Source organism: Streptomyces sp. PL-25 (assembly GCF_058344915.1).
The window spans coordinates 7,625,189-7,638,469 of sequence record NZ_CP136997.1; the positions used below are offsets into that span (position 1 = coordinate 7,625,189).

11 protein-coding genes are annotated in these 13,281 nt (G+C 71.9%); 4 read left to right on the forward strand and 7 right to left on the reverse strand.

Annotated elements, in window-relative coordinates:
* Positions 1-46 precede the first annotated feature (46 nt).
* The 6 genes from R4Z62_RS33520 to R4Z62_RS33545 all read right to left on the reverse strand — a co-directional run bounded on the left by R4Z62_RS33520 (position 47) and on the right by R4Z62_RS33545 (position 5,465).
* A complete protein-coding gene (locus tag R4Z62_RS33520) occupies positions 47-880 on the reverse strand; it encodes an NAD-dependent epimerase/dehydratase family protein (RefSeq protein WP_491521796.1) in 834 nt (277 codons plus the stop codon).
* A gap of 9 nt (positions 881-889) precedes the next feature.
* The gene (locus R4Z62_RS33525; protein WP_491521797.1) at positions 890-1,855 is read right to left on the reverse strand and encodes an amidohydrolase family protein; all 966 of its coding nucleotides are present in this window, start codon (positions 1,853-1,855) and stop codon (positions 890-892) included.
* A gap of 664 nt (positions 1,856-2,519) precedes the next feature.
* Complete coding sequence (locus tag R4Z62_RS33530; protein WP_491521798.1) at positions 2,520-3,197, reverse strand: hypothetical protein; 678 nt, start codon at positions 3,195-3,197, stop codon at positions 2,520-2,522.
* A 58-nt stretch (positions 3,198-3,255) separates the two neighbouring features.
* The gene (locus R4Z62_RS33535; protein WP_079159214.1) at positions 3,256-3,651 is read right to left on the reverse strand and encodes a hypothetical protein; all 396 of its coding nucleotides are present in this window, start codon (positions 3,649-3,651) and stop codon (positions 3,256-3,258) included.
* A 120-nt stretch (positions 3,652-3,771) separates the two neighbouring features.
* Entirely contained in the window at positions 3,772-4,794 is a 1,023-nt protein-coding gene (locus tag R4Z62_RS33540; RefSeq protein ID WP_064537128.1) for an ADP-ribosyltransferase, read from the reverse strand.
* A 386-nt stretch (positions 4,795-5,180) separates the two neighbouring features.
* Positions 5,181-5,465 carry a hypothetical protein gene (locus R4Z62_RS33545; RefSeq protein ID WP_491521799.1) on the reverse strand — a complete coding sequence of 95 codons (285 nt, stop codon included), beginning with the start codon at positions 5,463-5,465 and terminating at the stop codon, positions 5,181-5,183.
* A 269-nt stretch (positions 5,466-5,734) separates the two neighbouring features.
* Here R4Z62_RS33545 and R4Z62_RS33550 point away from each other — a divergent pair, with 269 nt between their 5' ends.
* The 3 genes from R4Z62_RS33550 to R4Z62_RS33560 are packed head-to-tail and all read left to right on the forward strand — an operon-like array spanning position 5,735 to position 10,790.
* Positions 5,735-6,514 (forward strand): hypothetical protein, encoded by a 780-nt coding sequence (locus R4Z62_RS33550; RefSeq protein ID WP_491521800.1) that lies wholly within the window; start codon positions 5,735-5,737, stop codon positions 6,512-6,514.
* Complete coding sequence (locus tag R4Z62_RS33555) at positions 6,511-8,634, forward strand: bifunctional serine/threonine-protein kinase/ABC transporter substrate-binding protein (RefSeq protein WP_491521801.1); 2,124 nt, start codon at positions 6,511-6,513, stop codon at positions 8,632-8,634. The genes R4Z62_RS33550 and R4Z62_RS33555 overlap by 4 nt, the downstream gene beginning before the upstream one ends.
* A gap of 2 nt (positions 8,635-8,636) precedes the next feature.
* Entirely contained in the window at positions 8,637-10,790 is a 2,154-nt protein-coding gene (locus R4Z62_RS33560; protein ID WP_491521802.1) for a bifunctional serine/threonine-protein kinase/ABC transporter substrate-binding protein, read from the forward strand.
* Positions 10,791-10,916: 126 nt separating this feature from the next.
* Here the strand turns inward: R4Z62_RS33560 and R4Z62_RS33565 are convergent, their stop codons facing one another.
* Positions 10,917-11,309 (reverse strand): peptidase inhibitor family I36 protein, encoded by a 393-nt coding sequence (locus R4Z62_RS33565; RefSeq protein ID WP_382845545.1) that lies wholly within the window; start codon positions 11,307-11,309, stop codon positions 10,917-10,919.
* Positions 11,310-11,816: 507 nt separating this feature from the next.
* On the opposite strand from R4Z62_RS33565, the gene R4Z62_RS33570 reads away from it, so the two are divergent.
* Complete coding sequence (locus tag R4Z62_RS33570) at positions 11,817-13,235, forward strand: family 2B encapsulin nanocompartment shell protein (RefSeq protein WP_491521803.1); 1,419 nt, start codon at positions 11,817-11,819, stop codon at positions 13,233-13,235.
* Positions 13,236-13,281 lie beyond the last annotated feature (46 nt).

Below are 13,281 nucleotides of genomic sequence, written 5' to 3' on the forward strand. Positions count from 1 at the left end.
CTCGCCTTCTCGGTCGTTCACCGCATCTTTGGGGGACGAGTCAGAGTCAGGCGCCCTCAGGATCCAGGTCGGCCAGCAGACGCGGGCCGGACGGGGACCACCCGAACCGCTGCCGCGTGCGTGCGCTCGATGCCGGCTTGTCCACGGTGGCGAGGTGTCCGAGGAACCCGAGCGCGTCCGCCTCGACGGACCGGACGGGGACGCTCAGCGCCCGTCCGATCGCCGTCGCCGTGTCCAGCAGGGTGACGCCCTCCTCGTGCACGGCGTGCAGCACGCTGCCCGCGGGGGCTTCCTCCACGGCGATCCTGAAGAGCCGGGCGGCGTCGCGGACATGGACAGCGGGCCAGCGGGCGGAACCGTCTCCCACGTAGCCGGACACGCCGCCGCGCCGGGCCAGGTCGAAGAGCGCACCCGCGAACCCTCCGCGTCCGCCCTCGGCATGGACGGTGTGCGGCAGCCGTACGACGGCGGAACGCACACCCCGCGCCGCCAGGGCGAGCACGGCGCGCGCGTTCTGGGCCCGCCCCGCCAGGGGCCCGGTGTCCTGCGGGTCGTCCTCCTCCGTGGCGGCCCTGCCGGGGACGGCCGGGACGGTGGCGGCGGCGACGAACGGCTTGCCCGTTCCGGCCAGTACCGCACCGATCGCGTCGATCGCGGCACGGTCCGTACGTACGGCCTTGGCGAAGTCGCCGAAGTCGCCGAAGTCGTGGACGAAGGCGAGGTGCACGACGCCGGTGGCCGCGCGGGCGCCGGTGCGCAGCGCGTCGAGGTCGTCGAGGTCACCGCGGGCCAGACCGAGAACCTGATGGCCCGCCGAGAGCAGTTCGGGGACGACGGCGGACCCGATGAACCCGGGCGCACCGGTGACGAACAGTTTCATGATGCCCCCTCACAGTCCCAGCAGGCGACGGGCGTTGCCCGCTCCGATCTTGTCCTTCTCGGCCTGTGTGAGGGCGGTGCCCTCGAGAGCGGCGACGGCGGCGCTCGTCCGCTCGTACGGGTAGTCGACCGCGAACAGGACGGCGTCCGCGCCGAGCACCCTCACAAGTGCTTCGACGGCAGCGGGGGAGAGCACACCGCTGGTCGTGACCAGCACGTTCTCGCCGAAGTACGCCGACGGGAGACGGCGCAGCGGGCGTGGGTGGGTGAGCGTGGCGTACCGCGAGTCGAACCGGGAGAGCTGGAAGGGAAGGAACTCTCCCGCGTGGCCGAGGATCATCCGCGCGTTCGGATGGCGGTCGAAGACACCGGAGAGCACCACGCGCAGGGCGTGCCCGCCGGTCGTCGCCTGCCAGCTCCACAGCGCGCCGTCCATCTCCGGGTGCCCCGAGAGCACATGCCACGAGTCGGCCGGTGGCATCCCCGGGTGCAGATAGAGCGGCACGCCGAGGTCGGCCAGCGCGGCCCAGACCGCGTCGAACAGCGGATCGTCGAGATACCTCCCCTGCACATGGTCGTTGACGAGAACACCCTTGAACCCGAACTCGCTCACCGCACGGCGGAGTTCGATGACAGCCGCGGCCGGATCCTGGAGCGGGAGCGCCGCGAAGGCCGCGAACCGGCCGGGGTGCGCCGCCACGATCCCGGCGAGGGACTCGTTGACGTAGCGGGCGTTCTCCACCGCCCGGACCGGGTCGGCGTCGGCCTCGATGCCCGGCACGGTCAGCGACAGCACCTGTGTCGCGATGCCGTTGGCATCCATGTCCGGCAGCCGCAGCTCCTTGACGTCCGGGAGCCGCGCGGCCATGTCGGCGTAGAACTCGGGGGCGATGTTGTCCGGCGGGGGGAACGGCGGCCGCCGCTCGGCGAGCCCGGGGAGGGCGATGGCCTCTTCGAGGGCGATGTAGCCGCCCATCAGAGGCTCGCCACCGGCACGAGGACCCGCTCTCCGCGCGCTGCCTCGTTCTTCTGCACTGCGATGCGCATGACGCCCCTCTCATCGGCGCACACTTGTCGACCACATGACTGAACAAGTGTTGGTGAATTAAGTGAACGCCTGTTGGTTACGGGTGTCAAGTGAGGGTGATCCAGGCGGCCACGTCACTTCAGGCGGGACCGGGGGAGGTTGTCGACCATCATTCCGAGGGTGAACTCGAACCGGTCGTGCCCGGTTCCGGAGGTGGTTGGTCGGGACCATGCCCAGCGCGGCCCGGGAGACTCCGGGGTATCTCAGGTACTGGTCGCGGATCTGCCGGGCCGGCACCCGGACCTGCGGGCGCTCATCGAACAGGCCGACCCGGACAACAGCACCCTGCTGTCCATCCGGGTGGTCGCACCAGCCGTCAGGACCTCCTCTCCGCGGTCGCCAGCTACGAGCGGCAGAGGTTCGAGTACGGCGGCGAGGCCGTGCGCGACAGCCACGCCGCCCTGCCCGCCTACGTCCCGGACGCGGAACGATCCGAGTCGGCACAGGAGGCCATGGGAGAACGTCTCAACTGCCCGGTCGGCAGCACCAGGTGGGGTTGCGGGCGGCGACATCGGTCGCACCACCCCCGCGCCGCACCCGCACCCGCTCCCGCTCAGCCGACCGAAGTGTCCCGCGCCGCCACGCCTGCCCCGGCGAGGGCTTGCTGCCTGAGAGCGCCACCGAACAACTGGATCGTGGTGGCGGTCAGCACGTCATCCCTGCCGATGGTCCGTCCGTCCCCGATACGGTCGGCCGGGGCCCGGAGGGAACCCCCGCGGACGACCCCGGCCGCGTCCCGGGCGAGATCCGTCAGGAACACGCTCGCGATGCCGTCCAGGTCGCGGACCATCGCCGGGACGGCCGTCACCCCTCGGCTCCGCAGCAGCCTCCTGATCCCGGCCTCGAACCTGTGGGCGCCGGCCACAGCACTCGGTCTGCGCGGCCCGCGGCGCTGACGAGAAGGTACGACGACACCCTCGGCGTCGTACAGGACACCGGTCAGACCCCGAAACGTCGGGCTGTGGTGGTACCAGTGGGTGCCCACCTCAAGCTCGACGTTCCGGTCGATCGCCGCGAGAAGGTCGCCCGGAACCAGCTTCTTCCGGGCCTCCTCCGCCGCCGCTCTCCTCGCGCCGTCGATGATCTCCGTCAGCACTGTCCGCGTCACCGACGCGGCGGTCCACGCGGCCGACCGGGAGACGTGCATCGGGGTCACGTCCCTGAACACCGCTTTGACGAGCGGGACCTTGACCGGCGAGGCATCCGGCCCGAAGGTGATCTCGTTTCTCATGAGAGGTCCGCTGGGGGGCTGGTGAGGCGTCCGCCGGCGATGGCCGGAGACCACGAAGTCACCGGCCGCGGGCGAGAGCCCGCAGGGCGGAGTCGCTCGCGGCCTCGGACGGGCCCCCCGGAGCGACGTGACCCGCAGGAACAGCGGTCTCGGCCGAGAGTTCGGCGACGGCTCGCGACGGCGTAAGACCGCTCTCCTTGTGGGCGCGCAGCCTGCGGCCCCACTCCACTCCCGCCTTCATCCCTTCGACACCCCGGTCGGCACGCGGGATGAAGTCGGCGGCGTCGGACGCGTCCTGGAACCACAGATAGCCGAGGGTGCCCTGCCCGTCGACGACCTCCACGTACTGGACCGGGCCGTCGGCCGTGCTCGCGTAGTCGACCGGGCCACCCGGCTCGGGGGTGAAGGAGAGTCGCTCGTCGAAGCGCGGATTGTTCGCTCGTCCGTCACTCATGGTGAATTTCAGCCGTCCGTTCCTGCTGCTGGTGCTCTTACAGCGCGTCGACGTTCCCGCGCGCTCGATGTGGTGCCGCGTCGGCCGTTTCCCCCTGGAGCGGCCCGCCGCCCCCACCGGCTAGTACTTGTGTCCCGAGTACGAGTGGTGGTGAGACGACGGCGCCGGTGCGTAGTGGTGGGACGACGACCCTGATGCGTGGTGCTGGGACGACGGCCCCGGCGCGGGGTGGTGGCCGCCACCGTGGTGCGCGCCGGGCTTGCCGGTCTTCTTGGCGGCCTCCATGGTCTTCGCCTCCGCGAGCTCCTTCGAAGGCTTCAGGATAGTCGCGTCGATGTACCACTGCTCTTCGCCGTACTTGTTCACATCCGGGGTGACCTTGTCGACCCGGTACTTGCAGTCGTTCTTCAGCAGCAGCTCCAGCTCTCCCGAGCCGTAGTGCGACACGTATTCCATCCACATCGCGGGCGTGCCCGCGGGCACCCGGAACCGGAAGACGAACCGCTTGTGCTTGTAGTTCCCGACGGGCTTCGAGCCCAGCGAGGTGGACAGGAACCCGAGTTCCGTGAACTTCCGCCCCTCAAGCTTCCACGGTGAGTTCTCCATGCCGTCGGGGACGAAGTCGGAGCCACGGGAAACGATCACGTTGTCAGGTATCGGTTGCACGTCAAGTGCCGCACGTAGCGTCTTGACCTGGGACTTCACCTTGTCGATTCCGTCTTTGCCGGCGTTCTTGACGTGCTGCCCGCGGAGATACTTGTTGGTCTCACGGTAGGTGGGGTAGTCGAACTCGAAGTCACTGTTGGGCTCGTCGGTGTAGTCCCTGAGCGCCCGCCGCTTGCCGCTGGACATCTGGTCCATGGCGGAGCCCCAGACGTTCCGGCCGTATTTCTTGGCGTCCGCCGAATGGTCGAACACCAGCGACTCGTCCCAGTTGTTGCCCTCCTTGGGGGCCCGCTGCACAGCCAGCTGCCGCGTCGCCGCCGTGTTGCCCGCCGCGCGCTGGAGGAAGCGCATGGCGTCGGCCGTCATCGGCTTGGCCGAGGCGAGGAGCTTGGCCGGGGAGGCCGCCTCGTTTCGCTGTGCGGCGACGGCTTGCAGGAGGTGAGCGGCGTCGGACATCCGCTCCTTGCGTTCGCGCATTGCGGTCCTCGGGAGAGTTCGGCCGGTCCCGGGGCGTCGTCCCGGACCGGATACGGCGCTCCCATGGCACCCGCTGCGACGTACGGCGTCCAGGTACGCCGGGGCAACCATCGGGGCAGTCCCGTGGAAACCCCGTCCGGGGCAGGGGACGCTGCACCTTCCAGGGCGGGAGCCTGGCCCAGTACGAGGACCCGGAGTCCGGGCTGAGAGTGCACGATCTCTCCCTGCGTGACTGCCGGGCCGGCGGTGTGCTGCACGGTGTGCGGTTCAACGACGTCTCCGTGCACGACCTCGCTTCCGGCGAGCGGGTGTCGCCGTTCGCCTGCGTCTTCCGGCACGTCACCCTCTCCGGACGTATCCCGCGACTGATGACGCGACCGGCCCACTCATCCCTCCCGGTGGGGGTCCAGGAAGCCTTCCGGGACGGCGCGGAGCGCTTCTGCGCCTCGGCCGACCGGGCGCTGGACATCTCCGCGGCGAAGTTCTCCGTCGCCGAGTTCTCCGGCGTCCCCGGGCCTCTCGTCCACCGCGACCCGAAGACCCAGTTCCTCCTCCACCGGGATCGGGCCGGGACGGCGGACGCCGAGGGCTTCTCTTCCCGTGCGCGCTCCTCCCTCGCCAAGGCCCGCGACGCCGGTGGTCGTGGCTCCGACCCGCTCGAAGTACTTCAAGGACATGTTCCAGGACCCGGAGAGCCTGCGGGCCGCGGGAATCGCCGAGTAGCGGACGCCCGGAACCCGCTCACCCACCGGCGCCCCTCGGTGCTGCGAGCACGGCTCCGGGCTCAGCCAACAGCTCATCGAGCGGGGCGAGTTGCACGATGCTGCCCTCTACACTCACTCCGGTCGCACACTGGCACAGGCGCATGGCGAGGGGCTTCATGACGTACGCGACGAGGCAAGGAAGCGCAAACCGCGCAAGCCGCACACAACAAGGACAGGTGGTACTGGCCCTCGGCGGGATGCTGCTCGCGGGCTGTTCCAGCTCGGGCGACGCCGGGCACCGGACCGGTCCGAGCGCCTCCTCCGCCGTGACCTCACCGGCCGCACAGCGCGGGACGGCCGGCCCCGCCACGCGCTTCACGGTCGACCCCGCGCGCGTCCCCACCACCCCGTCCGCCGCCCTCGGCCTGGTCCGCGCCGTCACCGCGGGCCCGGACAGCTACGGTCCGGGCTACGTCAAGCGCCCGCCGTACGAGAGCGATCCGGCCGCCTGGCCCGCTCTCGGCACCGACTGCGTCTGGCGGCAGGAGCCCCTGCCCGGCGACGTCCTCGCCACCTTCACCCGCCACAGCCGGCTGCCCGCGGCCGGCTCCAAGGGCGAGGTCCGCGCCGCCGCCACCGTCACCCTGCACCGCACCGCCGCCCAGGCCGACCAGGAGATGGCCGAGACGCTGGAGGAGGCGCTGCGCTGCCCCGACCAGCAACTGCGTGCCACCGAGCGGATCAGCGGCCTGAACTCGATCGGCTCCGGCTACGGCACGAACGGCGACACCTCCGCCGACGACTGCCTCATCGAGATGGGCACGTACGACGATCCGGCGCTCGGCAAGGGGTCGACGTACTACCTCTGGGACCAGGTAAGGCTCGGTCCGGTGACCATCGCCGTCGTCGTCGAGGGCGGCAGGGGCTTCGCCCAGGGAGACCTGCTGACCGTCCAGGCACGGGCGGTGGCCGGGATGGAGACCAAGGTGCGCACCGAACTGGGGGCCCGGAAGTGACCGACCGCTCCCTGCACCCTTCCGACCCGTCGTTCGTCGGCGGACATCGCCTCCTCGCCCGGCTCGGCGAGGGCGGCATGGGCGTCGTCTATCTCGGCCGTACGGAGTCGGGAGCGCTCGCCGCCGTCAAGGTGATCCAGGCCGAGTACGCGCACGACGAAGCCTTCCGCGTCCGGTTCCGCCGCGAGGCGAACGCCGCGCGCCGCGTGGACAGCCCCTGGGTGGTCGAGGTCACCGGTGCCGACCCCGCCGCCGAACAGCCGTGGCTGGCCACCGCGTTCGAGCCCGGCCCGTCCCTCGCCGACGCGGTCGGCCGGTACGGCCCGCTGCCCCTGCGCACGGTGCGTCTGCTCGGCAAGATGCTGGCCCGCGCGCTCACCGCGGTGCACGACGCCGGTCTGGTGCACCGGGACGTCAAACCGGGCAACATCCTGCTCGCCGCCGATGGCCCCCGCCTCATCGACTTCGGTATCGCCCGCTCCCTGGACGACACCGCGATCACCTCGGCCGACCTCGTCGTCGGCACCCCCGGCTTCCTCTCCCCGGAACAGGCCATGGCCCGCGGCGGGGACCTCGGTCCGGCCGGTGACGTGTTCTCGCTGGGCTGCGTGCTGGCCTACGCGGCGACCGGCCGCCCGCCCTTCGGCAGCGGCACCGCCGACGCCCTGCTCTACCGCGCCGTCCATGACAGCCCCGACCTCGACGGCGTGGACGAGGAGATGCGTGCCGTCCTGCTGCGCTGTCTGGCCAAGGACCCCGCCGACCGGCCCACTCCGGCCGAACTGGACGCCGCCCTGGTGGAGGACGTGTCCCCGGGCACCGCCGAGTGGCTGCCCGCCGACATCGTCCGCATGGTCGCCGAACGGTCGGCCGCGATGCTGGCCCTGCCCGAGATCGAGGCCACACTCGCCGAGGCGCCGCGCGAGCCGGCCCCGTCGCGCCGCAGGTTCCTCGCCCTCGCCTCCGGCGCCGCAGCCGTGGTCGCCGCGGGCGGGGGCGTGGCCGCCTGGGCCGCCCTGCGTCCCGGCACCGGGAAGAAGCAGGCCGGCGCGCCCGGTTGGGCGCTGGGGGTGCAGGCCGACCTCAGCGGTGCCGGCCGGGCGGCCGGGCAGTCCCAGGAGCAGGGGGCACGGCTCGCGGTGGAGCAGTTCAACGCCCGCGGCGACAGGCCGTTCACACTGGAGCTGAAGACCTCCGACGACGCGGGCCGGGCCGACCGGGCCGCCGCCGCGGCCCAGCGCCTCGTGGACGACCCGGACGTGCTGGCCGTGCTCGGTTCGAGCACCGACGAGACGACCCAGGCCGCGCTGCCCGTCTACGACACGGCCCTGCTGCCCCTGATCAGCATGTCCGCCGGACAGAACCTGTACCAGAACGTCCGCTCCTTCGTGCGCGGCCGCCCCCTGCACGGCACCGTCGCCATGAAGCTCGCCTTCCATCTGGAGGCGACCAGCGCGGCCACCCCCGTCGGCGTCCTGCTGGACCGCACCGGCGGTGACGTCTCCTGGCAGACCGTCCAGATGGTCAACCTCGTCGTCCGGTCGTACGGCGACACCACCCACCCGCGCGTCGTCCCCGCCGGCACGACCGACTTCGGACCTGTCCTGGAGGACATGCGCCGGGCCGGCATCGAGGCGTTCGTCTACGCCGGGCCCTTGGAAGGGGCGATCCGGGCCGCCGAGGGACTGGCCGGCTTCGACGGACCGAAGTACGCCGCCGAACCCGCCCTGGACCCCCGCTTCGCCGCGGAGAAGAGCGCGGCCGGCTGGACGGTCGTGGCCGGGGCGATCGGTCCCGGCGCGGCTCAGGTCCGCACCTTCGCCCAGGCGTTCCACAAGCGGTACGGACACCCGCCCGGGTTCTGGGCGGCCGAGGGCTACGACGCGGCCAACCTGCTGATACGGCAGCTCACCGCCACCAAGGGCAGGCGCCCGGCGCGCAAGGCGCTGGTCGCTCCGCTGAAGAACGCCACGTACCACGGTCTCACCCGGGACTTCGTCTTCGACCCGAAGCTCCTGCAACTCAGCACCCCCGCCAGCTTCGTCCACCAGGTGCGCGACGGTGCCTTCCACTACCTGGGACCCGCCCCGGACAAGGCGCCGCGGGCGAAAGGGAAGTGACGGTGCGTCCGCTCACCGCGCAGGACCCGGAGTCGGTCGGCGGCCACCGCCTGCTCGCGCGGATCGGCACGGGCGGCATGGGCGTCGTCTACCTCGCCCGTTCCAAGGGCGGTGCCCTGGCCGCCCTGAAGGTGATCCGCGCCGAGCACGCCGCCGACCCCGGGTTCCGGGCCCGCTTCCGCCGCGAGGCACAGGCCGCCGCGCGGATCGACGGCCGCTGGACCGCCCCCGTCACGGCCGCCGACCCCGAGGCGGCCGAACCCTGGATCGCGACCGCCTTCGTCCCCGGGCCCTCGCTCGCGGAGACCGTCGCGGAGCACGGACCGCTGCCCCCGGACACCGTACGGGCACTGGGGGCGCGGCTCGCCGAGGCGCTCGCCGCCGTCCACGCGGCCGGGCTGGTGCACCGCGACATCAAACCGGGCAATGTGCTGCTCGCCCCCGACGGGCCCCGCCTCATCGATTTCGGCATCGCACGCGCCGGCGGGGCCACCGCCCTGACCGCGACCGACGTGGTGATCGGCACGCCCGGCTATCTCTCACCGGAACAGGCCCGCGCCCGCGACGAGGAGGTGGGTCCGCCCAGCGATGTCTTCTCCCTGGGCTGCGTCCTCGCCTACGCGGCGTCCGGCAGGCCGCCGTTCGGCGGGGGAGTGGCGCCCGTCGTGATCTTCCGCACCGTCCACGAGGACCCCGGCCTCGGCGGCATCACGGAGGACGGCCTGCGGACCCTGGTCGCCCGCTGTCTCGCCAAGGACCCGGCCGCCCGCCCGACCGTGCCCGAACTCCGCGCCGGACTGGGCGACTTCGGCTCGGACGACTGGTTGCCACCCGGGCTGCACGCCGTCATCGCCGAACGCTCGGCCCAGGTGCTGCACCTGCCCGAGCCCGAGCGGCCCGCGGTGCCCGCGACCCTGGTGGACGAGCCGCCCGCGCCGAGCCGCCGACACCTGCTGGTGCTGGGCGGTACGGCTGCCGTCGTGCTGGCAGGCGGTGGCTCCACGGCCGCCTGGCTGGCCGGCAGCGGCAAGGGGCCGTCCTCCAGCGCCGCCTCCCGGCCGCGCCGCACCGTCGCCGTGCAGGCCGATCTCTCCGGCTCGGGCAAGGAACTCGGTACCTCGGTCGTACACGGAGTGCGACTGGCCGCGGAACAGCACAACGCGCGCACGGACCGCCGATTCGACCTGGCCCTCACGGTCCTCGACGACGGGGGAGACGCGGGCCGGGCCGACGAGGCGGCCCGGCGCCTCGTCGCGGACGGCCGGGTCTGCGCGGTGATCGGGCCGACCTCCGACGCCACCGCCCTCGCGGCCCAGGACCGGTACAAGAAGGCGCTGCTGCCGATGATGACGGCCTGGGCCGGCTCGGATGACCTGTACGCCGCCGTGGACACCGAGAACCCCACGTCCTCCGTGTTCCAGCTACGCCCCTCCGACAGCGCGATGGGCGCGCCCCTGGTCCGCTGTCTCACCAGCCTGCGCCCGGCCCGCCGCGTCTTCCTCGTCGAGGACCAGGCGGCCCCGGACTACAGCTGGCTCATCGCCCACAACCTGATGGTGAACCCGCCGTCCCACGGCACGGTCACCCGGCACCAGGTCGCCGCCGGCACCGGTGACTTCGGCCCCGCCGTCGCCGCCGCCCTCGCGGCACACGCGCAGGCCGTCGTCTACTGCGGCGAGTCCCCGCGGCGCGCCGCCGCCTGCGCACGGGCGCTACAGGCGGCAGGCTTCACCGGAACCCCCGCGGCGACCGAGGCCGTCCTCACACCCGAGTTCCTGCGCGCGGCGGGGACGGCGGCCGAGGGGTGGGTCTTCTCGGCGACGTTCGTGGACCCGGCCCGTCTGACGACGGCCGCCGGTTTCGTACGGTCGTTCAAGAAGCGGTACGGCGTGCGGAGCGTGGGCCGGGGCGCGGCCGAGGCCTACGACGCCCTCGGTCTCCTCGCACAGGTCCTCGCCACTCCGGGGACGGGCCCCGCGGACCGCGGCACCCTCACCCACCGGCTGCGGACCGCGTCCTACCGGGGCATCACCCGGACGTACGCCTTCCGGGCACCGACGGGCGAGGTGGAGGAGGAACCCGGGCTGTTCCTGTGGCGGGTGGAGCACGGGACCCCGCTCTTCCTGGGCCAGTACCAGCAGGCGAAGCTCTCCTAGCCCGAGGACGGCGGCGGGGCGGCCGAGAGGATCGCCGGGCGGGATGGCCGGGTCCATCCCTCGGGCACCACCTTCCCGGTCCGCCTCCGTCGGTCTCCGGCCCCGAAGAGCCGGAGCGATCCCGGCCTACTGCTTCTTGAAGGAGCGGATCTGGTAGCTGCCCTGGAGGTTGCCGCCGTGGCCGGCGGCCGTCGAGCCGACACGCGCGTGATAGTTGGTCTGGGTGTAGTACTGGACACGGTGGCCGGTTCCGTTCCACAACGACAGCACCTTCTTGCCGTTGCGGATGAAGGAGCACTTGTCGGCGGTGTTGGCGACCTTCTCCGCCGTCCACTGACAGCGGCTGCCGCCACCGTCCCAGCCGCTGTAGATGCAGAAGTGCCCCGGGTCGCAGTGATAGGACGCGGCGGAGACGACCGCCGCCGGGAAAGCCGAAACGGCGGCGGTGGCGGCGGGGGCTGTGCCGAGAGCTGCCGCGAAGGCGAGCGAGGCGAGAGCGATCGGAGTGACACGGCGCATGAGAGTCGTTCCCTTTCCATTGGTCTTCCACTGGTCCCACCGTGGTCTTCCTCGAACCACGACCGTCAGTCTCACGCGCTGTGAACAGCGGCCAACAGGGCGTGCGGCCAGGCGCGTGAGGCGCCTTACGCAGTCACCGGTACCATCTCTCCCTCGGGTGAGCCGGGGCCTCCGGCGGAGACGGGGGCATGGCGCCGTACACCACCGCCGTGCACGGCGCGCCGAACCCGCACGCCGTCCAGGCCCGGACGCCGCCGGGAACCGGTCAGGTGTCCGGCGAGGCGGGAAGATCACACCCGACGGGCCGATAAACGCATTCAGGTGATTGTCACTGCTTCGAGGTAAGCGCCTCGTCTCCGCGGTGAAGGCGGCCAGTTCGGTGGCTAGCTTTGTGCCGGCGGCCGGAACGCCGCTGTTCCCGCCCCGAGTTGTCCGTTCCGCCCATGTCTCCCGGTCGGCGCAGCCGTCTGCGCCGGGCGTCCCGTCGTGCAAGGAGATAGCCCCTCGATGTCCGTCGACAGCACCCCGGAAGCTCGGACCACCGCGCCACAGCAGTCCCTGAGCGCCGCAGCCGCCCGCAACCTTGCCACGATCACCAAGTCCGCGCCGCAGATGCAGGAGATCACCTCCCGCTGGCTGCTGCGGATGCTGCCCTGGGTCGAAGCACAAGGCAGTACCTACCGCGTCAACCGACGGCTGCGGCACACCCTCGGCGACGGACGCATCGAGTTCGTCCAGGAGGGCGCCACGGTGCGCGTCATCCCGGAAGAACTCGGCGAACTGGCCCTTCTGCGCGGGTTCGACGACACGGACGTCCTGACCGCCCTCGCCGGGCGCTGCACGCAGCGGGACTTCACCGCGGGCGAGGTCCTCGCCGAGCGCGGCAGCCCCGCGGACCGGATCCACCTGATCGCCCATGGCCGGCTGAGCCAGACCTCGGCGGGGGAGTACGGCGGGGAGGTCGGCATCGGCATCCTCGCGGACGGCGGCCACTTCGGCGACAACGCCCTGCTCGATCCCGACGCCACACACGACTGCACGGTCACCGCCGAGACCTCCGGGACCCTCCTCACCCTCTCCCGCGCCGACTTCGACGCCGTCCTGGCCTCCGCGCCCCGTCTCCAGGCCCACGTCGCCGACTTCCGCTCCCGCGCACGGGAGCGGCAGAACAAGCACGGCGAGGCCGAGATCGCCCTGTCGGCAGGTCACGTGGGCGAGACAGAAGTACCCGGCACCTTCGTCGACTACGAGTTGAAGCCGCGCGAGTACGAGCTCTCCGTCGCGCAGACCGTTCTGCGGATCCACACCCGCGTCTCCGACCTCTACAACGGTCCGATGAACCAGAGCGAGGAGCAACTCAGGCTCACCGTCGAAGCCCTGCGGGAACGCCAGGAACACGAACTCGTCAACAACCGCGAGTTCGGACTGCTGCACAACGCCGACTTCAAGCAGCGCATCCAGCCCCGCTCCGGCCCGCCGACCCCGGACGACATGGACGAGCTCCTCTGCCGTCGGCGCGGCACGAAGTTCTTCCTCGCCCACCCCAGGACGATCGCCGCCATCGGACGGGGCTTCAGCGCCTGCGGCCTCTACCCCGACCACGTCGACCTCGGCGGGCAGTCCGTCCCCGCCTGGCGCGGCGTCCCCATCCTGCCCTGCAACAAGATCCCGATCAGCAAGGAGCAGACCAGCTCCGTCATCGCGATGCGGACCGGCGAAGAGAACCAAGGGGTCATCGGGCTGCGGCAGACGGGACTGCCGGACGAGTACGAACCGGGCCTGTCCGTACGGTTCATGGGCATCAACGAACAGGCGATCACCTCGTACCTCGTCAGCGCCTACTACTCCACCGCGGTCCTCGTGCCCGACGCCCTGGGCGTGCTGGAGAACGTGCGGATCGCGCCCGGCGCAGGCCGAGGCGCATGAGCAGGACCACGCCTGACACGCCGCACGCACAACGCGGCGCCCATCC